This window comes from Cedecea sp. NFIX57 (assembly GCF_900177785.1).
Lineage (GTDB): Bacteria > Pseudomonadota > Gammaproteobacteria > Enterobacterales > Enterobacteriaceae > Cedecea > Cedecea neteri_C.
This window is the reverse complement of sequence record NZ_FXAS01000008.1, coordinates 132,243-158,064: the sequence shown is the minus strand read 5'-3', so window position 1 is coordinate 158,064 and position 25,822 is coordinate 132,243. Positions and strand designations below refer to the sequence as shown.

Annotated in this window: 28 protein-coding genes; 13 read left to right on the top strand and 15 right to left on the bottom strand. The window is 52.5% G+C overall.

The window, feature by feature from the left end; genetic code table 11:
* The first annotated feature begins 57 nt into the window (after positions 1-57).
* The 11 genes from B9Y90_RS09045 to B9Y90_RS08995 all read left to right on the top strand — a co-directional run bounded on the left by B9Y90_RS09045 (position 58) and on the right by B9Y90_RS08995 (position 9,286).
* Positions 58-2,070, top strand: a complete 2,013-nt coding sequence (locus B9Y90_RS09045) for a lytic transglycosylase domain-containing protein (RefSeq protein WP_085541013.1) — start codon at positions 58-60, stop codon at positions 2,068-2,070.
* Positions 2,070-2,795, top strand: a complete 726-nt coding sequence (locus B9Y90_RS09040) for a hypothetical protein (protein WP_085541012.1) — start codon at positions 2,070-2,072, stop codon at positions 2,793-2,795. The genes B9Y90_RS09045 and B9Y90_RS09040 overlap by 1 nt, the downstream gene beginning before the upstream one ends.
* The gene (locus B9Y90_RS09035) at positions 2,792-3,067 is read left to right on the top strand and encodes a phage baseplate plug family protein (RefSeq protein ID WP_085541011.1); all 276 of its coding nucleotides are present in this window, start codon (positions 2,792-2,794) and stop codon (positions 3,065-3,067) included. Before B9Y90_RS09040 ends, B9Y90_RS09035 begins: the two co-directional genes overlap by 4 nt.
* The gene (locus tag B9Y90_RS09030) at positions 3,067-4,110 is read left to right on the top strand and encodes a hypothetical protein (RefSeq protein WP_085541010.1); all 1,044 of its coding nucleotides are present in this window, start codon (positions 3,067-3,069) and stop codon (positions 4,108-4,110) included. The genes B9Y90_RS09035 and B9Y90_RS09030 overlap by 1 nt, the downstream gene beginning before the upstream one ends.
* Positions 4,107-4,823: a hypothetical protein gene (locus tag B9Y90_RS09025; RefSeq protein ID WP_085541009.1), complete on the top strand. Its 717-nt coding sequence runs from the start codon at positions 4,107-4,109 to the stop codon at positions 4,821-4,823. The genes B9Y90_RS09030 and B9Y90_RS09025 overlap by 4 nt, the downstream gene beginning before the upstream one ends.
* A complete protein-coding gene (locus B9Y90_RS09020) occupies positions 4,820-5,152 on the top strand; it encodes a hypothetical protein (RefSeq protein ID WP_085541008.1) in 333 nt (110 codons plus the stop codon). The genes B9Y90_RS09025 and B9Y90_RS09020 overlap by 4 nt, the downstream gene beginning before the upstream one ends.
* On the top strand, positions 5,149-6,375 hold the full coding sequence (locus tag B9Y90_RS26420) for a baseplate J/gp47 family protein (RefSeq protein ID WP_139827373.1): 1,227 nt from the start codon (positions 5,149-5,151) through the stop codon (positions 6,373-6,375). Before B9Y90_RS09020 ends, B9Y90_RS26420 begins: the two co-directional genes overlap by 4 nt.
* Positions 6,359-6,985, top strand: a complete 627-nt coding sequence (locus B9Y90_RS09010; RefSeq protein ID WP_085541007.1) for a hypothetical protein — start codon at positions 6,359-6,361, stop codon at positions 6,983-6,985. Before B9Y90_RS26420 ends, B9Y90_RS09010 begins: the two co-directional genes overlap by 17 nt.
* Positions 6,982-8,223, top strand: a complete 1,242-nt coding sequence (locus tag B9Y90_RS27265; protein ID WP_254902687.1) for a hypothetical protein — start codon at positions 6,982-6,984, stop codon at positions 8,221-8,223. Before B9Y90_RS09010 ends, B9Y90_RS27265 begins: the two co-directional genes overlap by 4 nt.
* A gap of 429 nt (positions 8,224-8,652) precedes the next feature.
* Entirely contained in the window at positions 8,653-9,030 is a 378-nt protein-coding gene (locus B9Y90_RS09000) for a hypothetical protein (protein ID WP_085541006.1), read from the top strand.
* 64 nt (positions 9,031-9,094) lie between these two features.
* The gene (locus B9Y90_RS08995) at positions 9,095-9,286 is read left to right on the top strand and encodes a hypothetical protein (protein WP_085541005.1); all 192 of its coding nucleotides are present in this window, start codon (positions 9,095-9,097) and stop codon (positions 9,284-9,286) included.
* A 37-nt stretch (positions 9,287-9,323) separates the two neighbouring features.
* On the opposite strand, the gene B9Y90_RS08990 is transcribed toward B9Y90_RS08995, so the two are convergent.
* The 15 genes from B9Y90_RS08990 to acuI form a co-directional block, all read right to left on the bottom strand.
* A complete protein-coding gene (locus B9Y90_RS08990; protein ID WP_139827372.1) occupies positions 9,324-9,812 on the bottom strand; it encodes a hypothetical protein in 489 nt (162 codons plus the stop codon).
* Complete coding sequence (locus B9Y90_RS08985) at positions 9,802-10,197, bottom strand: hypothetical protein (protein WP_085541003.1); 396 nt, start codon at positions 10,195-10,197, stop codon at positions 9,802-9,804. The genes B9Y90_RS08990 and B9Y90_RS08985 overlap by 11 nt, the downstream gene beginning before the upstream one ends.
* A 442-nt stretch (positions 10,198-10,639) precedes the next feature.
* The gene (locus B9Y90_RS08975) at positions 10,640-10,876 is read right to left on the bottom strand and encodes a DinI-like family protein (RefSeq protein ID WP_085541001.1); all 237 of its coding nucleotides are present in this window, start codon (positions 10,874-10,876) and stop codon (positions 10,640-10,642) included.
* Between the two features lie 46 nt (positions 10,877-10,922).
* Positions 10,923-11,546, bottom strand: coding sequence for an ECs1377 family protein (locus B9Y90_RS08970; protein WP_085541000.1), 624 nt, complete (start codon positions 11,544-11,546; stop codon positions 10,923-10,925).
* Between the two features lie 1,130 nt (positions 11,547-12,676).
* Positions 12,677-12,973: a DNA-binding transcriptional regulator Fis gene (gene fis / locus B9Y90_RS08965; RefSeq protein WP_000462905.1), complete on the bottom strand. Its 297-nt coding sequence runs from the start codon at positions 12,971-12,973 to the stop codon at positions 12,677-12,679.
* A 25-nt stretch (positions 12,974-12,998) separates the two neighbouring features.
* The gene (dusB, locus tag B9Y90_RS08960) at positions 12,999-13,964 is read right to left on the bottom strand and encodes a tRNA dihydrouridine synthase DusB (RefSeq protein WP_039288237.1); all 966 of its coding nucleotides are present in this window, start codon (positions 13,962-13,964) and stop codon (positions 12,999-13,001) included.
* A gap of 371 nt (positions 13,965-14,335) precedes the next feature.
* Positions 14,336-15,220: a 50S ribosomal protein L11 methyltransferase gene (gene prmA / locus B9Y90_RS08955; RefSeq protein ID WP_085540999.1), complete on the bottom strand. Its 885-nt coding sequence runs from the start codon at positions 15,218-15,220 to the stop codon at positions 14,336-14,338.
* Between the two features lie 11 nt (positions 15,221-15,231).
* Entirely contained in the window at positions 15,232-16,686 is a 1,455-nt protein-coding gene (gene panF / locus B9Y90_RS08950) for a sodium/pantothenate symporter (protein ID WP_039288231.1), read from the bottom strand.
* Positions 16,676-16,918, bottom strand: a complete 243-nt coding sequence (locus tag B9Y90_RS08945) for a YhdT family protein (protein WP_008454917.1) — start codon at positions 16,916-16,918, stop codon at positions 16,676-16,678. The genes panF and B9Y90_RS08945 overlap by 11 nt, the downstream gene beginning before the upstream one ends.
* A gap of 113 nt (positions 16,919-17,031) precedes the next feature.
* Positions 17,032-18,378, bottom strand: a complete 1,347-nt coding sequence (accC, locus tag B9Y90_RS08940) for an acetyl-CoA carboxylase biotin carboxylase subunit (protein ID WP_008454915.1) — start codon at positions 18,376-18,378, stop codon at positions 17,032-17,034.
* Positions 18,379-18,388: 10 nt separating this feature from the next.
* Positions 18,389-18,868 carry an acetyl-CoA carboxylase biotin carboxyl carrier protein gene (gene accB, locus B9Y90_RS08935; protein ID WP_008454913.1) on the bottom strand — a complete coding sequence of 160 codons (480 nt, stop codon included), beginning with the start codon at positions 18,866-18,868 and terminating at the stop codon, positions 18,389-18,391.
* 22 nt (positions 18,869-18,890) lie between these two features.
* Complete coding sequence (gene aroQ / locus B9Y90_RS08925; RefSeq protein WP_039288225.1) at positions 18,891-19,343, bottom strand: type II 3-dehydroquinate dehydratase; 453 nt, start codon at positions 19,341-19,343, stop codon at positions 18,891-18,893.
* A gap of 231 nt (positions 19,344-19,574) precedes the next feature.
* Positions 19,575-20,174 carry a protein-methionine-sulfoxide reductase heme-binding subunit MsrQ gene (msrQ, locus tag B9Y90_RS08920; protein WP_008454910.1) on the bottom strand — a complete coding sequence of 200 codons (600 nt, stop codon included), beginning with the start codon at positions 20,172-20,174 and terminating at the stop codon, positions 19,575-19,577.
* On the bottom strand, positions 20,175-21,179 hold the full coding sequence (gene msrP / locus B9Y90_RS08915; protein ID WP_085540998.1) for a protein-methionine-sulfoxide reductase catalytic subunit MsrP: 1,005 nt from the start codon (positions 21,177-21,179) through the stop codon (positions 20,175-20,177). It lies immediately after the preceding gene.
* 113 nt (positions 21,180-21,292) lie between these two features.
* A complete protein-coding gene (gene acuI / locus B9Y90_RS08910) occupies positions 21,293-22,267 on the bottom strand; it encodes an acrylyl-CoA reductase (NADPH) (RefSeq protein ID WP_085540997.1) in 975 nt (324 codons plus the stop codon).
* A 207-nt stretch (positions 22,268-22,474) separates the two neighbouring features.
* Between acuI and csrD the strand changes: the two genes are divergently transcribed.
* Positions 22,475-24,415, top strand: a complete 1,941-nt coding sequence (gene csrD, locus B9Y90_RS08905) for an RNase E specificity factor CsrD (RefSeq protein ID WP_085540996.1) — start codon at positions 22,475-22,477, stop codon at positions 24,413-24,415.
* 306 nt (positions 24,416-24,721) lie between these two features.
* Positions 24,722-25,765: a rod shape-determining protein MreB gene (mreB, locus tag B9Y90_RS08895; protein ID WP_000913396.1), complete on the top strand. Its 1,044-nt coding sequence runs from the start codon at positions 24,722-24,724 to the stop codon at positions 25,763-25,765.
* The last annotated feature ends 57 nt before the right edge of the window (positions 25,766-25,822 follow it).

Sequence of the window (25,822 nt, the reverse complement as noted above, 5' to 3'; positions counted from 1 at the left end):
CCCTCCATTTCCGGCAGCGCTTCATCCTGGAAGAAATAAGACGGAAAGGGTATTTCAATGGCAGCTAAAACCATTATTGACATTGACGTCCAGGATGAAAAGTTTCAGTCGTTTCTGGATAAGTTCAATGAGTATCAGAAGGCGCTCAGTGAGCTGCCAGAGCAATGGCGCGGGGCGGTTCACGGGCTGGGCGACGCAGCAAAAGAAACCGGGCGGGTTAAAACCGACTCGGAGTCCGTCACCCAGGCCTTTACTGAGGGCGTGGCGGCTATCTCCTCCCTGAACAGTGGGCTGGATACCCTCAATGGGCACCTGGAAAAAGCCAATAAAACGCAGTCTGAACTGAACAAAAAAACCAGCGGGGCGCGCAATTTCCTCAATAAAGCCAGTAAGGATGCCAGGTCCCTCGCTGGTCACCTTAAAGATGCAACCAGCAGCATTCTTTCATGGGGCACGGTACTGGGCATTTTCTCCGGCCTTGCCGGGGCGGGCGGCCTGTGGGGAATAAACCGCCTGGCGGGCAACGCTTCTGCCCAGCGGTTTACGGCTATGGGGCTGGGCACCACCGCGGGTGGGCTTAACTCTGCGGCGGTCAATTATCAGAAAGTCCTCGGGAATCCGGTGGCCACGCTGGGCGCGATTCGTGATTCTCAGCTCGATCTGAGTAAGCGCTGGCAGTTCCAGGCTATGGGGATTGATAACCCTAATCAGGATCCGGCAACGCTATTGCCGCAGATGATACGCAGCGCCCGCGATATTTTCGTTCGCAATGGCAGCACGCAGCAGGGGGCTGAAGCTTACGGCCTGACAAATTACTTCACCCTCGACGATCTGAACCGCTTCAAAAATATGAGCGACGCGGAAATCGATGCGATGGCGAAGCAGGCACAGAAGGACACGCAGCGCCTGCGGCTGACGGATGAGCAACTCAGGCAGTGGCAGGATTTTAATATTCAGCTCGACTGCAGCAAGATCGGGATTGAAAACACGTTTATTCGTGGTCTGGCCCCGTTAACGCCAGCGCTGGGAAAATTATCGGATGCGTTTTCAGAGGCGATCGATACCGTTCTCAAATCACCTGAGCTGGGTAAGTGGATTGATGGTCTGTCAGAGGGTATTCGCCGCTTCGGGAATTACCTCGCGTCGCCAGAGTTTAAAAGCGACGTTGAATCGTTTATGTCCGGCATTGAACGCCTGTGGCGCCTGATTGGTAAGGTCGTTGACTGGGTGAGCGGAAAAACAAATATCTCGCTGGATAACGTGAAAGCGGGGTCTTCGATGCTGAGAAAGGATCCTGAAGCTCAGTATGGTTCGTCAGGCCTGGATAAACGCAGCTGGTTCAGTGGCATTGCCGACAAAATGGCTGATGACCTGAATGAGTCGCGCAGGTGGTCAAATGAAATGAAGTCAAAAAAATATGACCCCATTTTTGAAGAGGCGGCGAAGGCGTACAACCTGGACCCTAAGATACTTAAAGCGACCGCTGCTGCTGAGTCGTCCTGGGATCCGAATGCTGAAGGGCCGATGACCCGCTCAGGTAAACGGGCGCAGGGGCTAATGCAGGTCATGCCGGATAACTTCCAGCCAGGGGAAAATCCCTTTGACCCGCGGGATAACATCATGGCTGGCGCCAGAGTCATGGCATGGGCGAAGAAACAGGCTGGCGGGGACGTTGGTGAAATGCTGCGCTGGTACAACGGCGGCAGCCGCAGGGGAAGTAAAGAGAACCGTGAATACGTTGGCCGGGTAAATGAGCAGTATCGGAATATTTATGGCGCTGATATTCCAGGCACCCGCGAGGGTAATCACATTACGCAGATGAACGCTGGCGCTCCAACTGAAAGGGTTAAGGCGCAGTATGCCGCGACCTATGGGGCAGGGAGTCCAGGCGTGCGTGACAACCAGACAACGGCGCAACCTCATCAGCAGACGACCGGGAAAACCGACCAGTTGCTTCAACAGCTCGTTGATGACGGTAAGCGGAGGGGCGTTGGCGGCGGCCTGGTGGTTTATAACAATACTGGCGGCAGCGCGATTGTCGGCAGCACACAACTTGGAGGTTATGGCTAATGTCATTTACCCGGGAGCTTTATAAGCTTGGCTTTGAAATTTCGCCGGTGATCCTCTGCGATGGAGTAGCCCAGAGCATCCCCGGCGGCATGTTGCCGATAGTGGCGATAACACAGAGTGCCAGCTTTGTTTCTGGTCTGCTCGGCGGGAGCGTGCAGCTTACGGATCTGGACAAGTATTTTTGCCACTGGCGGGCGTCGCAGGGCGGCACGATGATTGATTACGATATCGGTCGTTATCCGTTCGCTAATCAGGCCGTCGCTGCGAATGCACTGCTTGCTCAGCCCCTGAGAATTCCAATGCTGATGGATGCGCCGGTTAACGACAACTCGGGTACGATGACAAAGCTGGTGACGCTGAGCGCCCTGCAGATGGTCTTACAGGCACATGCCAACCTCGGCGGCACATTCATCGTGGCCACGCCTGCGCTCATTTACAGCGGGTGCATATTGCGCACCGTCCGGGATGTGACCAGCACCAGCGAACCTGTTCCCCAGCGGCAATGGCTGTGGGATTTTGAACAGCCTCTGGTAACAAATTCCACCACAGACCAGGCGACGAATAACTACCTGAGCAAAATTGATGTTGGTGACAAAACAACAGAAAGCACCTGGACGAATACGGCCTCCGCGCTGGGTAATACATCGTTGGGAAGCACCGTATCAGGTGTGGCAGGGGATATCGTCGGTTTGATCGGGAAATTAAGTGGGGCATTTGGTATATGAGCACTGAATTATTTCCATTTTCAGGCAATGAGCAAAAAAGTATGGCATTCACGCCAATACTGGATGGCTCTGTTTATAACTGCCGGACAAAATGGAATGTCGCGGCGCAACGCTGGTATCTGGATATCACTGATAATTCCGGTAGGCGTCAGCTGACAATACCGATTGTGGGCTCGCCGGCTGATTACGACATTAACTTACTTGTTGGCGCATTCAGTACCACAAAAATGATTTGGCGAATTACCCGCGGGCAGATCGAGGTTATCAACTGATGCGTTTTTACGACATACAGATTTTTTACCCTCCCGATGCGAACGGAAAACCCGGAGCGCTGTACAGGCAATACAGCAGCCTCAGGAATGGCGTATTCAACCCTGGCTGTTTGATGGTTGAATTCGACCTTTTACGTTTTGGAGAGTCCACCCCGAAGGGCCAGAGCAGCATTACGCTCTGGGGTATCAGCCCGCAGGAAATGCAGCAGGCCCGGCAGGATATGTTCGGCATGACGATCAAAATGTGGGTGGGTATGTCGAAGGGACTGCCACTGGCAAATCCTTCACAACGTGGTCTGGTGCTGGAGGGAATCATCTGGCAGGTGCTTGGAAACTGGCAGGGGACTGAGCTGCGGCTGGATTTGATTGTTATGCCTGGTGCTGTCTCCAGCACTAACCCTGCACCTCTGGCACCGATAAATCTCACCGTTCCCTGGAATAAGGGGATCAAACTGTCGGTGGCACTCACCCAATGCTTTCAGACTATGGGGGGAGGGTACAGCTTTTCTATCAGCATTAGCGACCGGCTAATCAATAACTTTAACAGCGATATGTTCTGCGGTAGCCTGGGCGAACTCGCCACGAAGTTAAAGACCCTGAGTAAAGGCATTATCAAAGACAGAAACTATTCAGGTGTTGAGATTTCGATGGTGAACGGAAAAGAGATCCGCGTTTTTGATAACGATTTTGGCAGCCACCAGGACAAGGATTCGAAAAAGAGTGCATCCTATCGCAGTAAAAACCCGGTACAGATTGATTTCAAAGACCTGATTGGCCAGCCGACCTGGGTGCAGTTTGGCACCGTCAGTGTTCCCTGTGTAATGCGCAGCGATATTCAGGTTGGGGATTACATCCGTATGCCGAAAAAGCTGCGCCCGATGATTCAGGCATCCTCGTATTCACAGTTTCGGGACGATTCCGCGTTTACCGGAGACTTCCTGGTTTCTTCTGTCCGGTTGCTGGGAAACAGCCGCCAGCCGGACGCAAACAGCTGGATAACTGTTCTCGAAGCTCACCCTGCAGGAGGGCTGGTGACAACATGAGCATTAACCAAAAAATGAACTTTGGCGGCAATATGCATAATTTTGCCGATCAGAAAATTGCCAGCGCCATGCAGATGGCCGGCAAGGTGCTCCCGGCTTCCGTTGTTGAACAGTCGGGTAAAATGGTCACCGTGTCATTCCTGCTGCAGGATATCCCCTGGACATTGCCGCAGGTGACGATCCCGCTCTTTGGACCCCAGTATATTCGTTATCCCATGCAAAAAGGCGACAAGGGCATTGTGATACCGGCTAATACTTACCTGGGCGGCGTCAGCGGTCTTGGTGGCGGCACTGCTGATTTGACGCCGCCTGCGAACCTCAGCGCGCTGGTATTCCTGCCTGTCAGCAATACCGAGTGGCAGAACGTTGATTATAACGTGCTGACGATGTACGGTCCCGAGGGTGTCACGCTGCGGGATTCCGGGAGCAACACGACGTTTCTGCTAACGCCGGACAGCATTACCATTGCCACACCGAAACAGTTCAAAGTGACGGTGGGGAACACGGTGCTGACGCTGACGGATGGCATGTGGTCGCTGGTGGGGCAAAGTGGCACGCTCAAAGACAGCGCAGCGAGCACAAGCCCACAGATTATGCATGAGGGATGGCAGCAACTTCTGCAGTGGCTGAATTCTCACCAACATACTAACGGCAACAACGGAAGCAATACCGGGGGGCCGACAGCACAATTTAACGGGAGCATTACCTCATGAGAACTTACGGCCGCGATGCATCCGGCAAATGGGTTATGGTTTCCGCTGACGATAATGGCTTTAACGACGCGATATATCTGACCACACTGGTTCAAAACCTTCGACTCTCTCCTCAGGAATCCCCCTTTTTTGCAAACCATGGCATTCCGGCGAGCGGCTCCGTCATTCAGCAGATCCTTCCGACATTTTACGTGAACAGGCTTCAGCAGCAGTTTAGCCCGCATTTCTCATCGCTGCAGATAGCGCTGATGGATGTGGATCCGCCGGTCTATAACATCTCAGCTATCACAAACTCAGGCTCTAAAATTATTACGCAGGTGAATATATGAGCGATCTGCCCGTTAATTATGATATTGCCGGCCCCGAGCCTTTAACCGCTGATGCTCTGCGCCAGCAAGTTATCGCCACTGCGACAAAACTGTCCCCGGGTATTACCACGGATTTACCCGGCTCGCTTATTGAAGATATGGTCAGTACCAGCGTCGGGGCGCTGATGGTTATAGACCAGGCCCGGGTGGATCTTATCAACTCATGCAGCCCTTACGCAGCGAATGCTCACCTGCTTGGGCAACTGGGTAACATCTACGGCGTCCCGCGCGGAAAGGGGACGAATACTTCTGTCTATGTCATTTTTGTTGGCCCGCCAGGTTTCAGCATTCCGAAAGGTTTCCAGGTCGGGGATGGGGCGCACACTTACGCCGTGCAGCGAGACGCCGTGATCCCCGGCAAAGGGCAGACAGATCCTCTGTATTGCCTGGCGACCACGGAGGGAACATGGGCGGTGCCCGCAGGCTCCGTGAACCAGATTAAAACATCCGTGCCAGCGGGTTTCACGATCACCTGTACCAACCTGACCAACGGTCTGCCGGGGGCTCAGGAGCAAAATTACGCCTCATATCGCGCGCAGGTCATGCAGGCGGGGATGTATGGCGTCCAGGGAACACCAGACTGTTACCATGCAGAGCTGAAGCGGGTTTATGGTGTGCAGGAAAACCTGCTCTCATTCCGCCAGGCAACACTGGGCCGCTGGGTTGCTGTCGTTGGCGGCGGTGATCCTTACGAAGTGGCTTATGCCATTTATAAAGCTGTGCCGGATATTTCAATCCTGACCAGTGACGTTTCGAATCCGTCCGGCGCGCTGGTGGAAAAGAAAACCATCGCGATCACGGTATATCCGGATGTGTATCAGGTGCCGTTTGTGGTGCCGTCATCGCAGAACGCGACAATCATTATCACCTGGAATACGGCATCGACAACCTATATCGACCCGGATGGTATTGCAAAAGCAGTACAACAAAACATCGCTGACTATATCAACGCTATCGCGGTGGGCCAGCCCATCAATATTTTCGAGGTTCAGGATATCTTCCTGAAATCGGTGTCTGGTCTGGTTGTGCCCTCCCTGGTATCGAAGATTGATGTTCAGGTGGGTATTAATGGTGCAGTTAAGCCGCCTGACAAAGGTTCAAGCCTTGTTTATGGCGATACTTACGCCTGGTTCTCCACTTCAGCATCACACATTCAGGTTAAGCAATATGCCAGCGCTGATTGAAAAGATTATTCCCGCTTACCCCTACACGCAGTACAACGATGACCCCAATATCACTGCCTTCTTTGATGCCTTTAATTTACTGGCGCAGGCGGATCTGGATTATCTGAACGCGCTCAATCTTCCTTGCTGGACTTCACCCGCTATCACGGGTGAGCTGCTGGACTGGATCGCGCTGGGGATTTATGGGGAAAAACGCCCTTTACTGCAGATCTCAGAGGATGCTGTAGCCCGGGGGGCGTATAACACTATTGAGTATAACGCCATCACCTATGCGGGCCTGAAAAACTACGCTCCCGGTTCCGCATCTTATGTCCCTGACGATTATTTCAAGCGGATCCTGACCTGGAATTTTTATAAGGGGGATGGCTCGCACTTCTGCATTGACTGGCTTAAGCGTCGGTTAGCGCGGTTCATTCACGGAGCCAATGGTATAGATCCGCCGTTACAGGACACCTACGACATCAGCGTGACGCCCGTTAAGGGCGTTTTTTCTGTCACCATTCCGGACTACGGCAACGGAGTGGGTTACTTTCTCAAGGAAGCCATAGACCAGGCGCTGGTTAAGCTTCCTTTCATTTACACCTGTAAGGTGAAGGTAGTCGCAAAATGATTATCGGATTTGGAAATAATGTGATTTCTTCTCTGGCGGCAGATATTACCGCCAGCCAGACAACAATTCAGGTGATACCCGGCGCCGGGGCGAAGTTTGCCGGACTGTTGAGTGCTGATTATGCAAACAGCTCAAACACCCAGAGCGTGTACGCCAAAATAACGCTGACAGACGCAAAGGAAACGGTCTTTGAAATCTGCCATCTGACCGCGGTCAAAAACGATGTGTTGACGGTAGTGAGGGGGCAGGAAGGTACCGCGGCGAAAGGCTGGACCCTGAATGACGTTATCGCCAATTTTGCCACCCGTGGTTCAGAAAACCAGTTTGTGCAGATAGAGCAGTTGCAAAGCGGACATTACACCGCGGCTGTAGCGGGAGGGACGGCAAATGCACTGACGGTTGCTTTGCCGGCGACATACTTTGTCAACGGCTCTACCGACTGGATGCTGCGTACACCGTTGATGGTTTACCCCATTCTGAATAATACAGGGGCAACAACTATCCAGCTTGCAATGGGGGGGAAGGTATTAGGAACGCTGCCATTATATAAAGGCAATAAAGCACCATTAGCCGCGGGGGATTTGGTCGCTGATATTCCTTTTGTCTGTGTGCTGGACAAAACAAAGGCCTTTTTTACGGTTATCAATCCGGTTACCGGGCAGATTGACCCGGGCCTCTTTTTGCAGAAAGCTAAAAATCTGGCAGAAATTGCAGCAGAGGGCGCACCGGCGCAAGTTGAGGCCAGGACCCACCTGGGTCTGAAAGGGGCTGCTGTTCTGGATGTCGGCAAAACGACAGGCACTGTTGCCGCAGGCGATGACGCCCGCATTACAGGTGCGCTGCAAAAAGGGAACAACCTGTCGGAGATAGCTACCGCAGGTGCGCCTGCGCAAGCAGCCGCCAGAACGAGTCTGGGCCTTAAAACCGGTGCCGTGCATGATGTGCAGCCCACGCCGACAGATGCCTCACCGGAAATGTTACTGAAAATGGGGAGCTTTGGTCTGGGTATTCCTATGATTGCTCAGGGGGATAATTTCCACACATGGTTAACCACCGCGGCTTCGGGCATCTACTACCTCGATCATGCTATGCAAAATGCAACTGAGACGCCCGCATATATCCTGGTGCTGAGAAACCCCAAAGGGGATGGCGTGGGCGCGCTGTCTTACGGGTATGGAGTGGGGCAAGTATGCTTTGACTCATTTGTGAAAGGTAAATGGCGTAGCTGGAAGGGGTAACAGTGCATCTGTGAAGAAAAAGAGCCGTATGACCAGGGAAAATAAACCATACGGCTAAAACGCTGTTTTCAGTGAATGTGAGGGTCCTGAAAACAAATATATCTATAGCTCCGGAGTCCGTTTTCAGCAATAAGACAATTGAGAAAATAATAGAAAGTTCTTAATCTTCATGGGAATCAAATTTTTGAGTCATAAATCAGAGTCCAGGCCAAGTAACGGACATAGTATTAGCCCTTTCAAAAACAGGGAGAATATTTCATGTCCGGAAACCGTTATTTTCCTCATATGCGAAAAAGCTGTGGCTCGCCCAGCAGATATAAGTTTACGCTACAGTCGGCTGTGAGCGCTTTTGTCTCGGATTACCGGGATTATGTGTCGCGCTCGTTTCTGTGCAATGGTCATAATAGGCGCCGGGGCCGAAAATTAATTGTGGCCGACGAATCCATTCATGTCGGTGTTCAGTCCGCCGGGCGAATAAAGTGGGGCACCACCTATCTTAGCCTCCGGGTTAATAACGAGCTGACGATGGTTTTTTACCTCCGGGCAGATTATTCAGTCAACAATCATGAAAACCAGCCTGAGTTTCGTGAGGCGGTATTCAGGTGCTCAGTCCGGGCTAAAGGGGAACGTCTGGCGTTTGAACTGGCAGGGTGGGATGGAACTGTTATTCGACACTTCTGGCTGGACAGGCAGGTTAAGCAGGGCACTTTCTGGCCGGTTGTGGATGAAATCCAGAAATACCTTCACCCTGGGGAGCAGAATATAGCTAACCAGGTAGCAAATGATATGGTGCTCTCCGCCACATAGTATATTGGTTATAGATGGCGGCTGTACTTTAATATAGTGATATAAGCTAAACAGGGAGACTGCGATGGGCGACGAAAAGTTCACCGAATGCGAAGAAGTGCATAAAGTACTGGGCCGGTTAGTTGTCGTGCTCATAAAATCGGAGCGGCCCGTCACCGCAGATAATATTCGGCTGCTACTGCATTCCTACATGAGCCTGAACGATGATGCGCATCTGGCGAAGCTTTACGGGATGGTTAAAAAGGTGGTGGGATAACCTGTTAAAAACCCGGCTCGGTGGCCGGGTGTTATCATTATTGTTTCAGTGCTAATTCATTTATTACCGAGGCTATTTTTGCAAGATACGGTCCTGCGATGACCCCGAAAATAACTACTGCGGCAGATATCACTCCGGCGCTTACTTTAATGGTTGTTTTGAATGAGCTTATTGATGTTTCCAAGCCTGAAACTCGACCATTCATGGTTGCTATTTCTTGCTTCAATGCGCTTGTGTCATTCTTGATATCAGATATATCTCTTTTGGAAAGAGCAAGGTCTGTCACCATTGAGGAAATATCAGTTGATGTAGATCTTAAATTTTGTTTTATTTCAGTTACATCGGAAGCAATGTGTTCAACATTAGCTTCCAGCCTTGCTACACGAGCCTCAAGCATGTTGCCACCTCCGCCATTTCCTCCGCCATGAATAGAAGAATGATCTCCTTCAGTGGATAAGTCAACAGCGTTACTACCCTTGTAGGAGTATCTTGCATGAAGGGATATCTCTTGCACCTTATCGTTCATTCAAGCTGATCCTAAAATATGCACCATTTTCATGTAGCACCTCACCATCTTTCATAAGAGACACCTTGATGAGGTAGTTTCCCTGTTTATCAAACACACAGCGCTCAAAGTGCATATTTATAGATGCAGCAACATCATCAGGGTTCCCGAACTTAAGTTTTGCCTTCACCCATACCCCAGTTTCTTTATGGATAGGGTTATCTTCATATATGATTTGTGCTGCAAGCCAGTAGGGCTCACCTTCAGTAAGCCCAAGCATAAATACAGCAAAATGGAAATCTTCTGTAACGGGTAACTCATCAACATCGTAGACCAGAAGTGGTGTTGATTTATCTGGGTCATCTGTGTTGATAGGCATCACATAGGCAATGCGTTCTTTTGTCATATTATTTATCCAAACGTCTCGCTAGGCCATTGGCACTGAGAGATTCTATATAGAAATTGGGGAGGACATAACCTGGAGTTTTATCAGGGGTTAAGGCGCGACTGCCGCCTTAGACAGCAGCCACGCCGCTGGTGATGGTTGTTCATGCCCAGTTCACCAGCGGTCACATTCTACCAGCATCGGCACAATTGCATAGAAATACCCTGCCTAAGCCCACCTATCTTTTCCCCTCCTCACCACAGCCATAATCGCCTTTCCTGAACTCTCATACTCAGGTAGAGACAGCACCTGCCATTTGCCATCACTAAACCCAAGAACGCAGCAACGATCACCAGTGGTGTTTTTAATGGCAAAGGTGGGCATATCCGCAGACGGCACAGGGAGCTTTTCACCCGGCCGCGGAAAGTAAATTTTTACACCAGTTATGATCATACTGTCCATATCAGAAAAACCAGTCGTCGGCAGATTCCCACGTTTCCTGTAATATCTGCTCAATTACGTCCTTGTCATCTGCTGTGCCGTTGCGCACTGATAGTTTATCAATGCCAGCCATGCGAATAGTGGCTTCAATATCCGGAAATTTGCTCTGTAGGCGTTTGTTAAATTCAACAGCCAGTGCAGACAGAGCACCCTTCGGTAGTTCTTTCTTCTTGTCGATAGTTACTTCAACGTAAAGCATGGCAATGTCCCTGCTGGCTGTTCCTGATGATTGAGGCTGGTGTGGTTTACCTTTGATACGCGGAGATGGTTCTGAGCGTTCCTGTAAAGCTGTCGTACACTTCAACTTCAGTTGTGGATATTTTCATCCCATGCGTCCTCAATCTGGCTACATCGGCAGCGATCCGCTGTATACCTAACCAGAACAGGCCATCAAGGGCGTTAACCTGCAGGCCAGACTCCAGAGCTAATTTTAGCCGCTCCCGGGGCACTTTCGTTTGCTTTGCCAGCTCCTGGAATGGTGCTGCTGTCGGACCGGCGGTTTCTGTTCTGTGTATGCGGTTTGACAGGCGGTAGCGAAATTCCTCCGGTACATCGGCAAGATCATCTCTGATGCTGTAGACCTGACCCCGCTTTTTACCATTAATGATGACGGCTTTCTGGTTGAGATGTAGCTCACGGCGAAGCTTGTCAATTAGCTGTGGAGCGCGGATCAGCAATAACCGAAAGGGCAACTCAAAGCTGGTCACATAGTCCACATTTAGTAGCGCAATACGCAGGCGTTCTTCACTTCCGGCTTTTTCCTCCCGACATTCCTCCATAACCTCTGCCCACTGGCGATTGAGCCGCGGTGTTTCCTTAACCTCAGTGAAGCTGAGTTTCTCAATCTGGTAGTCTATACGCCTGGTCATAAGCACTCCCTTCCCGCAACCGCTCCTGATTTTCGACTCACTTTATCAACAGATGTTTTTTGCTGAAAGCTACTTCCATGCCCTTTCTGTGAAAATCTATCCGTACTTACGAAATTTTTGTAGGTCTGTTTTTGAACTACGATTTTTTCGTAGTTAACAGACCCTCCCAAAGAGGGTCTGTCTGCTGTAAGTGCCTAGCTCAGAAGGCTCCCCTCCAAAAGAGGGTTGGCTATCCGACTCGCTCAAAGATAGTCGGTTAACCACGTGACCAATAGTCACTCGGTTCCATCGTGCAAAACTGCAATATGTTGATTTTTCTCATGATATAAAAAACAATCATCACCACAGCTCCCGACGTTATTCGCCGAAACCTCTAAACCACGTTTTACGTCGTTTTGCCCCGAAGCCGAATATTGTTCGTGTTTATTTCGATGCTCTGCATTGCAGGTTTTCGGAATAATCAATGGGTTAGCCAGTTCTAACGAATCGTTATAATCAAGCCTGTTCAATGGGTTAGGTGATTCTCGCGATTCGCGATAATTAAGCTGATTCAGTGGGTTAGTCCAGCTTACACCATTGGTGGAAGTTGAGATAATCAATAGGTTACGCACTGAATACGTATAACGTACCCGGTTGGTTTGCAGGTAACTAAAAGATGCCCGCAAATTCTGAGCAGACCCCAGACTCGGGGTCTGGAACATTTTCAGTGGGTTATGATGTCCGTACGTTTAACGTACGGAGCTGATTAAACCCGGCGTATCACCGAGTTTGAGCCATCTGCACTAACCTCGCAGCCTCAAAACCAACCCTCCGCCCGCCATAACCGACCCTGAACCCCACCTAAGTCGGTTCACTTTTTTCTCATATCTGATTGTTTATAAATAATATTTACATAAAAAACCGACTGAACCGACCAAACCTACCATGTTCTGCTTATATATAGAGAAATTTTGATACTGAGAATGCTCTGAGGAGTGATTTGCGCATAAGTAGAACCAGCCGCTGCTGTTTGATCATCCAGAAAATAGAGTCAATTGGAGTGTGGGGCACATGGTGGGGCACATGAAATGAAAAAGGCGCTTCCCCATGCCGAAGAGCGCCTTTATAAACAGCAAGTTAGCTGGTTGGTGTCAGTTCATGCCGTATTTTTTCAGTTTCTTACGCAGCGTACCGCGGTTGATGCCCATCATCAGGGCAGCGCGGGTTTGGTTGCCACGGGTGTATTGCATCACCATGTCCAACAATGGCTGCTCTACTTCAGCCAGTACCAGCTCATACAGGTCATTCACATCCTGACCGTTCAGTTGAGCAAAATAGTTCTTCAGTGCCTGTTTCACGGAATCACGCAGGGGTTTTTGGGTTACCTGATCCTGAGAGTTAACGGTAGAAACGGTCAGTACGTCAGAATTTACGCGTTGTTCGAACATAGTTCTGTCAGCTCTTTATTTCTGTTTACGCAAAATTTTCGAAGTATGCCTCCAACGCCTCCAGCTGTTCGCTGGCATCCTCAATGGCGTTGAATGTGCGCCGAAACTGGTCATTTGGAGCGTGCTCCTGGAGATACCAGGAGACGTGTTTACGCGCAATTCGGTAACCTTTTACATGGCCATAAAAGCTATGCAGTTCCCGAACGTGCGAGCAAAGTAAGCGCTTTACCTCTGCCAGAGGCAAGGGGGGCAGCAGCTCTCCAGTGTCCAGATAATGCTGGATTTCCCGAAAGATCCAGGGTCTTCCCTGAGCCGCACGGCCTATCATCAGGGCATCAGCCCCCGTATAGTCAAGTACAGCTCTGGCTTTAAGCGGGTCAGTAATGTCACCATTCGCGATAATCGGAATGGAAACTTTCTGCTTAACTGCCCGAATGCTGTCGTATTCAGCATCGCCCTGGAATAAACAGGCGCGTGTGCGTCCATGAATTGTCAGAGCCTGAATCCCACAGTCTTCAGCCAGTTGGGCAATCTCTACACAGTTACGGTGCGCGGGCTCCCAGCCGGTACGAATTTTCAACGTCACAGGAACATCCACTGCCTTCACTACCGTCGTCACGATGTCCTTTACCAGACTCGGGTACTGCAGAAGGGCTGAACCTGCGAGCTTACGATTCACCTTTTTTGCCGGACAACCCATATTGATATCAATAATCTGGGCGCCATTAGCCACGTTAATTCGCGCGGCTTCTGCCATCTCTTCCGGTACGCTGCCGGCAATTTGCACGGTGCGAATACCCGGTTCATCCACATGAACCATGCGTAAACGGGATTTGTCGCTCGCCCAAACTTCCGGGTTAGAGGACATCATCTCGGAAACGGTTAACCCGGCTCCCATCTCGTAGCACAGCGTCCTGAATGGTCTGTCAGTGATGCCAGCCATAGGTGCTGCGATCAGGCGATTTCTGAGCTGGTGGTGTCCGATGCGCATGAGTTAAGAAATGACCATACTGTGCCTGCAAGGCGGCGTATATTACGCATTTTTCGCACGAGATGAAAGGCCAAACTTTGAACAATCCTCTGTCACAGATCAATGAAGCGGCAACAAGCGCGGCCAGAATACGTAATTCATTCAATTAATCAGCGAGTTAGGATTTTTCGTTTATTTCATGCTGTTTTAAATTTTCCTGAAAGTTAGCAGAAATATGCTGTCCAACAGGCTATTTTTACCAGATAAACCGCTGTTTTTGTGGCCAGTTTTGGGTTTTTTATGCGAACAAGCTCTCATTTTTACATGCGGCTTACTCACTAAAACTGGCTAGAAACGGCACACGGCTCGACGTCCGTATGCCGTTATTTTCATCAGCCGTGCTTGCGGCCGGTGATACGGCACCACTCTTCTTTTTCCGCAACCGGATCAAGCGTGAATTTATCGGCATAAGCTTCGCAAACGCCTTCGGCCTGGCTTGCCAGAACGCCGGAAAGGCCAAGGAAACCGCCCTCAACCGGCAGCACGCTGATTAACGGCGCTAGCTCACGAAGAGGGCCAGCCAGGATGTTAGCGACCACCACATCGGCGCTCATGACTTCTGGCTGGTCTTTCGGCAGGTAAAGCTCGAGTCGGTCGGAAACACCGTTACGTTCGGCGTTATCGCGGCTCGCCTGAATCGCCTGCGGATCGATATCGATGCCGATAGCTTTTGCGGCTCCCAGTTTGAGGGCTGCAATCGCCAGGATCCCGGAACCGCAGCCGAAGTCGATCACGGTTTTGCCCGCCAGATCCAGACCGTCAAGCCATTCGAGGCACAGCGAGGTGGTTGGGTGGGTACCGGTGCCAAATGCCAGGCCCGGGTCGAGCATCACGTTCACGGCAGTTTCATCCGGCACATCGCGCCAGCTTGGGCAGATCCACAGGCGGTTGCCGAAGCGCATTGGGTGGAAGTTATCCATCCATTCGCGCTCCCAGTCTTTATCTTCCAGCTGCTCCACTTTGTGTTGGAAGCCCTGGCCCAGCAAAGGGCAGTTCTCAAGGATAGCGACCACTTCTACCATGTCTGTTTCCGCGTCATACAGGCCGATAACGTCGGTATCGCCCCAAAGGCGAGTTTCACCCGGCAGCGGTTCAAAGACCGGTGTGTCGTGGGTGTCCTGGAAGGTGACGGAAACCGCCCCGCTTTCAATCAGCGCATCGCCTAAGCTTTCAGCGTTGCCGCCGGTGGTGTTAATTTTCAGTTGGATCCATGGCATGGCGAAACTCTTTATTTATCAGTAGTGGAAACAAGAAGGGGCTCAGGAACGGCACGACCAAAACGGTTACCGATCAGGAACGCCAGCAAGCTGAACAGGAGCGAAGGCACAATCGGGTGGAAGCCCAGGAGCTGCAGGCCGAAACTGGCGAGCGCCGCGTACAGCACGCCGCCGACAATCATGCCGCTCAGCGCGCCTGCCGCGTTCGCTTTCTCCCAATAGAGGCCCAGCACCAGCGGCCACAGGAAAACGGCCTCCAGGCCTCCGAAGGCCAGCAGATTTAGCCAGATAATCATCTCTGGCGGTCGCCAGGCGGCCAGCATCATCAGAATGCCCAACACCAGCGTAGTGGTGGTCGAAATGCGCTTCAGGCGGCGCTCCTGATGAATTTTAGCCGGACTTGCGCTAAGCCACAGGTCTTTCACGATTGTCGCGGAGGCCTGCAGCAAGTGTGCGTTAACGTTGGACATAATGGCGGCCATTGGCGCGGCCAGGAATAACCCAGCGGCCCAGGGCGGCAGAACTTTCATCATCAGCGTAGGGATCACAAGGTCCGGCACCGTCAGGCCCGGGAGAACTGCTCTACCTAGCGCGCCAGCAAGGTGCATGCCTAACATCAGAATCGCGACCACAATGGTGCCGATGATAATGCCTCGGTGGACGGCTTTACTGTCTTTATAAGAGATGCAGCGTACCGCCGTGTGGGGCAGGCCGATCACGCCAAAACAGACCAGTACCCAGAAGGAGGCCATAAACGTCGGCGTCAGAATATCGCCTGCACCCTGAGGGCTGACCAGTTTCGGATCGATATGTTCTAGCGTTTGTACCGCGTTGCCCAGCCCGCCTGCGGCATGAACCACGCCGACCAGTAGCACGATGGTGCCTATCAGCATCACCATGCCCTGCATGGTGTCGTTGAGTACGCTCGCGCGGAAGCCGCCGAAAGACGTATAGAGCGCGATGGTGATCCCGAAAATCAGCAGGCCAGTTTCATACTTTATACCTGCTGCGGTTTCCAGCAGCCTCGCACCGCCGATGAACTGGACGGCAATCGCACCGACAAACGCAACCAGCAGGCTGATACTGGCAATCCAGACGACGGCCCGATTCTGGTAGCGAGCCTGGAGCATGTCATTCAACGTGATGGCGTTATAGCGGCGCGCCAGGATAGCGAATTTTTTCCCCAAGATCCCCAGAGAAAGCCAGATCGTCGGGATCTGAATCATGGCCAACAGCACCCAGCCCAGGCCGAACTTATAGGCGGCGCCCGGGCCGCCGATAAACGAACTGGCGCTGATGTAGGTGGTGGTCAGCGTCATGGCCAGGACGAAGCCGCCCATCGAACGGCTGCCGAGGAAATATTCACTCAGAAAGGTGCCGGAGGTGCGTTGGCGCATGGCGTAAACGGAAAGGCCAAAGACCGCAATCAGGTAGATAACCAGCACGGCAATCACTTCATTTTGCATGATCATCCCCCAGAGGAATGTCGCGGAATAAGTATTTCACCATCAGCCAGCAAAGCAGGATAAACAGCAGCGGTACCAGCAGACAGGCCATCTCGAACCAGTGCGGTAACCCGGTGATCCCCTGTGTATTGTCAGGTAAGTAAGCAGCCACTAACCATGCGGCAAGATAGAGCAAGGTCAGCCAGAGCGCCCAGCGCGCTTCTTTATGGGCCTGAACAAAACGGTTGTCCATTTTTGTCCCTTGAGTTCGCAGAAAGCGGGGATTGTAACGCATCCATCCTGTTGGAGGATAAAAAAAGAAAAAGGCCGGAAATCCGGCCTTTTGTCGACATGTTCAACGGAAACTTAGTGCTGAAGACCGAGTTTCTTCTCCAGGTAGTGGATGTTCGTTCCACCGTGCTGGAAGTTTTCGTCGTTCATGATTTTGGTCTGCAGATCGATGTTGGTTTTGATGCCATCGATGATCAGTTCTGCCAGGGCGTTTTTCATGCGGGCAATAGCCACTTCACGCGTTTCGCCGTAGCAGATGAGCTTCCCAATCATTGAATCGTAGTACGGCGGTACAGTGTAACCGGCGTAGATATGCGATTCCCAACGCACGCCAAAACCACCAGGCGCGTGGAAGCGCGTGATTTTGCCCGGGCTTGGCAGGAAGGTGTTCGGGTCTTCGGCGTTGATACGGCATTCCACCGCGTGGCCGGTAACGTGAACGTCTTCCTGTTTGATGGACAGCGGCTGACCGGCTGCGATACGCAGCTGCTCTTTGATCAGGTCAACGCCGGTGATCATTTCGGTAACCGGGTGTTCTACCTGAATACGGGTGTTCATCTCGATGAAATAGAACTCGCCGTTTTCGAACAGGAACTCAAAGGTACCTGCGCCGCGATAGTTAATGTCGATACAGGCTTTGGCGCAGCGGTCGCCGATGAATTTACGCAGCTCAGGCGTGATGCCCGGGGCTGGTGCTTCTTCAACGACTTTCTGGTGGCGGCGCTGCATGGAGCAGTCACGTTCAGCCAGATAGATAGCGTGCCCCTGGCCGTCGGCCAGAACCTGAATCTCGATATGGCGTGGGTTCTCGAGGTATTTCTCCATGTAAACCATGTCGTTGTTGAAAGCCGCTTTGGCTTCCGCACGCGTCATGTTGATGGATTGCTCGAGTTCCGCGTCGCTGCGCACTACGCGCATACCGCGACCGCCGCCGCCGCCGGAGGCTTTGATAATTACCGGGTAGCCGATGCGTTTTGCATGGGCACGGTTTTTATCCATGTCGCCGTCCAGTGGGCCGTCAGAGCCTGGTACCGTCGGTACGCCCGCTTTTTTCATCGCGGTGATCGCGGAAACTTTGTCGCCCATCAGGCGGATAGTTTCAGCTTTCGGGCCGATGAAGATAAAGCCGGAGCGCTCAACCTGCTCGGCAAAGTTGGCGTTTTCAGACAGGAAGCCGTAACCCGGGTGAATCGCGACCGCGCCGGTAATTTCCGCCGCAGAGATGATTGCCGGGATGTTCAGGTAGCTTTTTACGGACGGAGCCGGGCCGATACAGACCGTCTCATCCGCCAGTAATACGTGTTTCAGATCGCGGTCCGCGCTTGAGTGCACGGCGACAGTCTTGATGCCCAGTTCTTTACAGGCACGAAGAATACGCAGTGCAATCTCGCCGCGGTTGGCGATGACAATTTTATCCAGCATGTTCGCCTCGTTACTCGATGACGACCAGCGGCTCGTCAAATTCTACCGGCTGACCATTCTCAATCAGAATTGCTTTCACCACACCGGCTTTATCTGATTCGATCTGGTTCATCATTTTCATTGCTTCAACGATGCACAGGGTGTCGCCAACGTTAACTTTCTGGCCCACTTCCACAAACGCTTTGGCGTCCGGGCTAGGGGTACGGTAGAAGGTACCGACCATTGGGGAACGTACGATGTGACCACTGACTTCAGCAGCTGCAGGGGCTTCCATTGCTGGGGTTGCGGCTGGTGCAACGGCCTGAGCCAGACCCGGCTGTGGCTGCGGCTGGTACATTGGTGCAGCGTAAGCCTGTTGCATCATTGGGAAACCAGCGTTTGCCGGGGAGCGGCTGATGCGTACAGACTCTTCGCCTTCAGAAATTTCCAGTTCAGCGATGCCTGATTCTTCAACCAGCTCGATCAGTTTTTTAATCTTACGAATATCCATGAGTGGGTTCCGTACTCTTTGTTTAGATGGATTTTGACAGGCGTTTTACCGCCGTCTGTAAAGCATATGAATAGCCGTCAGCGCCTAATCCGCAGATCACGCCGACGGCCTTATCTGATAGATAGGAATGATGGCGGAACGGTTCACGCGCGTGCACATTGCTGAGGTGAATCTCGATGAACGGGATATCCACCGCCAGTAACGCATCGCGCAGCGCGACGCTGGTATGCGTGAACGCGGCCGGATTAATCAGGATAAAGTCGACAGTGTCTTTGGCCTGATGAATTCGGTCAATCAACGCATATTCGGCGTTAGATTGCAGGTGGCTGAGCGTCACGCCAAGGCTTGTTGCTTCTGCCTCAAGCGTGTTAACAATTTCTGCTAACGTCTGGTGGCCGTACTTATCCGGCTCCCGGGTGCCCAGCATGTTCAGATTAGGGCCATTCAAAAGCAAAATGTGAAATTCACCCGACATCGTGCTGCCATCTCCTGCGATTAGTAGGCAATTTACAAAATATACCTAAGTTTTCCGGTTGTCACCTTTTCGAGCCGAAAATGGTCGTCCGAAAAAACCGAAGTCGCACATTATAACGATTTCGTAGCATTTGGCAGCTAAATACTGGTCTTATCAGGGAAGATGATCAACCGATATCCAGTTGTAGATACCGATTGATGTTTATTCTGCGGAGAAGCACACGCTTTGCGGTTAGCGCCACCACTGGCGAAACTTCTTGTAGCGAAGTGCAAGAAGAATGATAGCGCCCAGAGCATAAAGCAAGGGTTGAGGGGACAAAATCTTAACCGACCAGAGGAAATGAATTGGCGCGAGGATCGCGACCAGATAGACGAAGTTATGCAGTTTCTGCCAGCGAGCCCCCAAAAAACGCTGTGCTCGCTGGGTAGACGTTACGGCCAATGCCAGCAGGATAATCCAGCAAATGATGCCCAGCGTCAGATAAGGACGGCTCACTAACTCCTGGCCAAGCAGGCCAAGATTGCTGATCCCAAGTTCCAGCAGGGAATAGCTGGTGAGGTGCAGCGTTGCCCAGACGAAGCACCATACCCCCAGCAGGCGGCGGGTGCGAATCAAGAGCGGTTGTTTAGCGTAACGCGCGAGAGGCGTGACAAGTAACGTCGCCAGCAGCAGTTTGAGCGCCATTCTGCCGGTGAAATGCTGAATGTCTTTTGCCGGATCGGCGCTGAAAAGTCCCTGGCTTGCCGCATAAAACAGCCAGACGAAGGGCAGAAAAGCGGCCAGATGAAGCCCCACTTTCAGCCAGGTAATCTGTTTTACCGTCAGGCGCACTCAGAAGTTCTCCTTCAAATTCAGGCCGCGATACAGCGAGGCAACCTGGTCTGCGTAGCCATTAAACAGCAAAGTAGGCTGGCGCTTAACGTCCAGCACGCCGCCCGAGCCAATAAAGCGCTCTGAAGCCTGCGACCAGCGAGGGTGATCAACGTGCGGGTTTACGTTGGCGTAGAAACCATATTCATTAGGCGCGGCAAGGTTCCATGTCGTAGGCGGCAGTTCGCGCACCAGCTTGATGCTGACGATAGATTTAATGCCTTTAAAGCCATATTTCCACGGCACCGTGAGGCGAATCGGCGCGCCGTTTTGCGGCGGCAAAGCTTTACCATAAACGCCCACGGTTAACAGCGTGAGTGGATGCATCGCTTCATCCAGCCGCAATCCTTCGACATAAGGATATTGAAGGCCACCACCGATGAATCGGTCCTTCTGGCCCGGCATCTGCTCCGGGTCATAAAGTGTTTCAAAGGCAACGTATTTTGCATTGCTGGTGGGTTCAACCAGGGCGAGCAGCTTGTTGAGCGGGAAGCCAATCCACGGTACGGCCATCGACCATGCCTCGACGCAGCGCATGCGATAAATGCGCTCTTCCAGCGGGAAACGCTTATACAGGTCATCGTGATCGAGCGTCATGGGTTTAGCCACTTCGCCGCTGATTTTAATCTGCCAGGGGTCGGTTTTTAGCCCGCCTGCGTTAGCGGCAGGATCGGCTTTATCCAGACCAAACTCATAGAAGTTGTTGTAGCCCGTGACTTTGTCTTCCGGGGTCAGAGCCAGTTTGGCCTGGTACTCTTCTGGCTTAGTGAACGTCAGCGGTTTGCCAGCAGGAGCCGGTGGGCGATCGTTACCTTTGAACCAGGAAAGAATATCGGCGTTGGCGGTCTGAGGGAGTGACAGCGCAGCCGCGCTGATGCCCAGAGCCTTCAGTACCTGGCGGCGTTTCATCATAAACACGGATTCTGGCGTAACGTCGGCTTCGGTGAGCCGGGTGACCTTTTTCATGACGTTCTCCTCGTAGCGATAGCCTAAGCATGACCGAGAGAAAGCGTTCCGGCGAATATGTCACGAAAAATTGAAATTTGAGGAGCGGCAGGATGTCGCTCCTCGGGCAAGGTTTAACGCACTTTTACCAGGGTTCTGCCCTGAGCGGCATTATTAATGATGTCGCTGGCGTACTTTGGCGCTTCTGCCAGACCGATTTCGGTGGTCGCTTGCTGGTAGAAATCGTCCGGTAAGTCTTTTACCAGACGTGCCCAGGCGGCGGCGCGACGCTCCGGTGGCGTCATCACTGAATCCACACCCTGCAGACGGACGTTGCGCAGAATAAACGGCATCACGGTGGTTGGCAGCGCGAAGCCACCGGCTAAGCCACAGGCCGCCACGCAGCCGCCATAGTTCATTTGCGCCAGAACTTTCGCCAGCACTTTATCGCCGACGGTATCAATGGCACCGGCCCAGAGCTGTTTTTCCAGCGGGCGGGTTTCGGCGAACTCATCGCGGCCAAGAATGCGGTCAGCACCGAGGCTACGAAGGTAATTATGCGTACTTTCGCGACCGGATACGGCGGCCACTTTATAGCCCAGTTTGTGCAGCAGCGAAATGGCCGTGCTGCCCACGCCGCCGCTTGCGCCGGTCACCACGATTTCCCCGCTATCTGGCGTCACGCCTGCATCTTCAAGCGCCATCACGCAGAGCATCGCGGTAAAGCCGGCCGTGCCGATAATCATCGCCTTGCGTGCGTCTAAACCTTCGGGCATGGCAACCAGCCAGTCACCTTTCACCCGCGCGGCTTCTGCCAGGCCGCCCCAATGGTTTTCTCCGACGCCCCAGCCGGTGAGCAGCACCGCCTGGCCTGGCTGAAAGCGATCGTCTTCACTGGTGAGCACTTTGCCCGCAAAGTCGATGCCCGGCACCATCGGAAAATTACGGATAATTTTGCCTTTGCCGGTGATGGCCAGGGCGTCTTTGTAATTCAGGCTGGAGTAATCAATCTCCACGGTGACGTTGCCTTCTGGCAGCGCGTCGTGGTCGAGTGTTTTTACCGCGGCCAGGGTTTGGCCTTCGGACTGTTCCAGGATTAATGCCTGCATGGGCGTTCCTCGGTCGGTAGCAATGGGAAAAAAATCTTAGCAGACTATACTCCGATACTGATGTGAAGAGCCGACCTGACGCAATAAATGCTCAGAAATTCCCGAGGGGTTTCGTTTGCCTGGGGTCGACCTTTGCTATTTAATGCTTCCTCGTTTGGGGCCCATGATGAGTGTGGTTAATTTTCACTAACCGGAGTTAGCACAGGGATGCGATTAACGACGAAACTTTCAGCCTTTATTACCCTCTTAACCGGGCTTGCGATTTTCGTTACGCTCTTTGGGTGCCTGCTAAGTTTCTATAACTCTGTTCACGACAAAACTCAGCAGCGCATTATGGCTGTTGTCACGATCATTGATAATCAGCTTGTCTCACGCTCGCCCCAGGATCTTGTGGATCACTTTAGCGAGCTGATGATACCGGTGGACATCACCGAAATTCGCCTGATGGCGGATAAAACCTATCTCTTCCAGCACGTTTTACCCGAAGGCTATCGCCCGGTGGGGACGCAATATACTTACCGCACCATTAACGTCGCGTTGATGAAGCACCCTGGCATGACGCTGCGGCTGACTTATCTCGACCCGATCGCCGTCTACTATCACGCCATGTTTACCACGACACCATTAACTGCGGCGGTCGCTTTTATGCTGGTGGTGCTCTTCCTGGCCGGGCGCTGGCTGAGGCGTCAGCTTTCCGGGCAAGAGCTGCTCGAAATCAGAGCTGGAAAAATCATTAGCGGGGAGCGAGGGGCGGAAGTGCGTGGTTCGGTGCATGAATGGCCGCCGCTGGTGAGCAGCGCCATGGATACCCTACTTTCCGATCTGCAAAGCGCTAGCGAGCAGCGAAACCGAGTGGATACCCTGATCAGGGCATTTGCCGCCCAGGACATTAAAACCGGCCTTAATAACCGTTTGTTCTTTGATAACCAACTGGCCACGCTGCTGGAAGGCCAGGAGCAGGTCGGTGCTCACGGCGTGGTGATGATGATTCGCCTGCCTGATTTCGAGCTATTAAAAGAGACCTGGGGCAATGGCCCGGTTGAAGAATACTTATTCACTTTGGTTAACCTGCTCTCGACCTTTGTGATGCGCTATCCTGGTGCCTTATTGGCCCGTTATTTCCGCAGTGATTTTGCGGTATTGCTGCCGCATCGAACGCTGAAAGAAGCGGACGGTATCGCCAGCCAACTGCTGAATGCCGTGGATGCGCTTCCGTCAACCCGCATGGTTGATCGCAGCGATATGCTGCATATCGGCATTTGCGCATGGCGTAGCGGGCAAACAAAAGAGCAGGTCATGGAGCACGCGGAAATCGCGACCCGCAATGCCGCTTTCCAGGGGGCCAACAGCTGGTCCGTCTACGACGACAAGCTCCCGGAACAGGGCCGGGGCAACGTGAAATGGCGCACTTTGCTTGAGCAGGTACTTAAGCAGGGCGGCCCGCGTTTTTATCAGAAACCCGCGGTTGATAAGCATGGGGTGGTTCACCACCGTGAAATCATGTGCCGTATCTTCGACGGTGAGCAAGAAGTCTTGTCGGCTGAATACATGCCGATGGTCAGGCAGTTTGGTTTATCCGAACAATATGACCGGCAGATCGTGTCCCGGCTGCTGCCGCTACTAAACTTCTGGCCGGAAGAAACCCTTGCCATTCAAATCACCGTCGACTCGCTGATCCGCGTGCCTTTCCAGCGTTGGCTGCGTGATTCACTGATGCAGTGCGAAAAATCGAAGCGAGCACGGATTATTTTTGAACTTGCTGAGGCAGATGTCTGTCAACACATCAGCCGATTACAACATGTTGTAAGGTTAATCACTGCGTTAGGGGCAAGGGTTGTGGTTATCCAGGCAGGATTAACGGTCGTCAGCACAACTTATATAAAAGAGCTGGATGTGGAGTTAATTAAGCTGCATCCGGGTCTGGTCAGAAACATCGGCAAGCGTACTGAAAACCAGCTTTTTGTGAAGAGCCTGGTTGAAGCCTGTAATGGGACGCGAATCCATGTTTTTGCCACAGGAGTGAGGACCCGCGGCGAGTGGCAGACGCTGATTGATAACGGGGTTGAGGGGGCGCAGGGCGATTTTATCGCCGCATCTCAGCCGCTTGACAGTAATGTGAAAAAATATTCACAAAGATACTCGGTTTAACCTGCCGTTTGCCATTATTTCACGTAGAATAACGCGCGCTGCATCTCAAGGGGGCTAGTCAGCCTGCCGGCCAGATTGTCGCAGCCGTTATGAACCGGTTTGCTGCTGTTAGCTGTTCGTTTATTCTACCGCGTTTGCCGCATTTCTGAACGCCATGTAGGAAGACGTTTCAAAAGTGTTACAGCCGTAGTGAACTGCACTATTTTTCACCGTTGCAGAACATTTTTGCGCCTTGTCGCTGTAGCGTGTGGTTGGTAAAGTAAGCGGATTTTGTATCCGCCCCAGCTTTCAGGATTATCCCTTAGTATGTTGAAAAAATTTCGTGGCATGTTTTCCAATGACCTGTCCATTGACCTGGGTACTGCGAATACCCTGATTTATGTGAAAGGACAAGGCATCGTACTGAATGAGCCCTCCGTTGTGGCCATTCGCCAGGACCGCGCCGGCTCGCCAAAAAGCGTTGCGGCCGTAGGCCATGATGCTAAACAGATGCTGGGCCGTACCCCGGGCAACATCGCGGCTATTCGTCCGATGAAAGACGGCGTTATCGCTGACTTCTTCGTGACCGAGAAAATGCTGCAGCACTTTATCAAACAGGTTCACAGCAACAGCTTCATGCGCCCAAGCCCGCGCGTGCTGGTTTGTGTGCCAGTGGGTGCTACCCAGGTTGAACGTCGTGCAATTCGTGAGTCCGCACAGGGTGCAGGCGCTCGTGAAGTGTTCCTGATTGAAGAACCTATGGCTGCGGCAATTGGCGCAGGCCTGCCGGTTTCCGAAGCTACCGGCTCCATGGTTGTGGATATCGGTGGTGGTACTACCGAAGTGGCCGTTATCTCCCTGAACGGCGTGGTTTACTCCTCTTCCGTTCGTATCGGGGGTGACCGCTTCGATGAAGCTATCATTAACTATGTGCGCCGTAACTACGGTTCACTGATTGGTGAAGCGACCGCGGAACGTATCAAACACGAAATCGGTTCTGCCTACCCGGGCGATGAAGTGCGTGAGATCGAAGTTCGCGGCCGTAACCTGGCTGAAGGTGTGCCACGCGGCTTCACCCTGAACTCTAACGAAATCCTCGAAGCACTGCAGGAGCCGCTGACCGGTATTGTTAGCGCGGTGATGGTTGCGCTGGAACAGTGCCCGCCAGAGCTGGCATCCGATATCTCCGAGCGTGGTATGGTTCTGACCGGTGGTGGCGCATTGCTGCGTAACCTCGATCGCCTGCTGATGGAAGAGACGGGTATCCCGGTAGTAGTTGCAGAAGATCCACTGACCTGTGTTGCCCGCGGCGGCGGCAAGGCACTGGAAATGATCGACATGCACGGCGGCGACTTGTTTAGCGAAGAGTAACAGCCACAGGCCAGGGGGAGCTTTCGCTGCCCCTGCTTGCTGGTTTGGGAATACGCA

Bases quoted from the DNA above. Each gene is read 5' to 3' on its own strand.
- B9Y90_RS09025 (WP_085541009.1), top strand. From the start codon at position 4,107: ATGAGCATTAACCAAAAAATGAACTTTGGCGGCAATATGCATAATTTT.
- acuI (WP_085540997.1), bottom strand. From the start codon at position 22,267: ATGCAGGCATTAATCCTGGAACAGTCCGAAGGCCAAACCCTGGCCGCG.
- B9Y90_RS08945 (WP_008454917.1), bottom strand. From the start codon at position 16,918: ATGGACAACCGTTTTGTTCAGGCCCATAAAGAAGCGCGCTGGGCGCTC.
- B9Y90_RS08975 (WP_085541001.1), bottom strand. From the start codon at position 10,876: ATGCTTTACGTTGAAGTAACTATCGACAAGAAGAAAGAACTACCGAAG.
- prmA (WP_085540999.1), bottom strand. From the start codon at position 15,220: ATGCCATGGATCCAACTGAAAATTAACACCACCGGCGGCAACGCTGAA.
- B9Y90_RS08995 (WP_085541005.1), top strand. From the start codon at position 9,095: ATGGGCGACGAAAAGTTCACCGAATGCGAAGAAGTGCATAAAGTACTG.
- msrP (WP_085540998.1), bottom strand. From the start codon at position 21,179: ATGAAAAAGGTCACCCGGCTCACCGAAGCCGACGTTACGCCAGAATCC.
- B9Y90_RS08990 (WP_139827372.1), bottom strand. From the start codon at position 9,812: ATGAACGATAAGGTGCAAGAGATATCCCTTCATGCAAGATACTCCTAC.
- aroQ (WP_039288225.1), bottom strand. From the start codon at position 19,343: ATGTCGGGTGAATTTCACATTTTGCTTTTGAATGGCCCTAATCTGAAC.
- B9Y90_RS08970 (WP_085541000.1), bottom strand. From the start codon at position 11,546: ATGACCAGGCGTATAGACTACCAGATTGAGAAACTCAGCTTCACTGAG.
- B9Y90_RS26420 (WP_139827373.1), top strand. From the start codon at position 5,149: ATGAGCGATCTGCCCGTTAATTATGATATTGCCGGCCCCGAGCCTTTA.
- B9Y90_RS27265 (WP_254902687.1), top strand. From the start codon at position 6,982: ATGATTATCGGATTTGGAAATAATGTGATTTCTTCTCTGGCGGCAGAT.
- mreB (WP_000913396.1), top strand. From the start codon at position 24,722: ATGTTGAAAAAATTTCGTGGCATGTTTTCCAATGACCTGTCCATTGAC.
- B9Y90_RS09010 (WP_085541007.1), top strand. From the start codon at position 6,359: ATGCCAGCGCTGATTGAAAAGATTATTCCCGCTTACCCCTACACGCAG.
- dusB (WP_039288237.1), bottom strand. From the start codon at position 13,964: ATGCGCATCGGACACCACCAGCTCAGAAATCGCCTGATCGCAGCACCT.
- B9Y90_RS09035 (WP_085541011.1), top strand. From the start codon at position 2,792: ATGAGCACTGAATTATTTCCATTTTCAGGCAATGAGCAAAAAAGTATG.
- accB (WP_008454913.1), bottom strand. From the start codon at position 18,868: ATGGATATTCGTAAGATTAAAAAACTGATCGAGCTGGTTGAAGAATCA.
- B9Y90_RS09040 (WP_085541012.1), top strand. From the start codon at position 2,070: ATGTCATTTACCCGGGAGCTTTATAAGCTTGGCTTTGAAATTTCGCCG.
- B9Y90_RS08985 (WP_085541003.1), bottom strand. From the start codon at position 10,197: ATGACAAAAGAACGCATTGCCTATGTGATGCCTATCAACACAGATGAC.
- csrD (WP_085540996.1), top strand. From the start codon at position 22,475: ATGCGATTAACGACGAAACTTTCAGCCTTTATTACCCTCTTAACCGGG.
- B9Y90_RS09030 (WP_085541010.1), top strand. From the start codon at position 3,067: ATGCGTTTTTACGACATACAGATTTTTTACCCTCCCGATGCGAACGGA.
- B9Y90_RS09045 (WP_085541013.1), top strand. From the start codon at position 58: ATGGCAGCTAAAACCATTATTGACATTGACGTCCAGGATGAAAAGTTT.
- fis (WP_000462905.1), bottom strand. From the start codon at position 12,973: ATGTTCGAACAACGCGTAAATTCTGACGTACTGACCGTTTCTACCGTT.
- panF (WP_039288231.1), bottom strand. From the start codon at position 16,686: ATGCAAAATGAAGTGATTGCCGTGCTGGTTATCTACCTGATTGCGGTC.
- B9Y90_RS09020 (WP_085541008.1), top strand. From the start codon at position 4,820: ATGAGAACTTACGGCCGCGATGCATCCGGCAAATGGGTTATGGTTTCC.
- accC (WP_008454915.1), bottom strand. From the start codon at position 18,378: ATGCTGGATAAAATTGTCATCGCCAACCGCGGCGAGATTGCACTGCGT.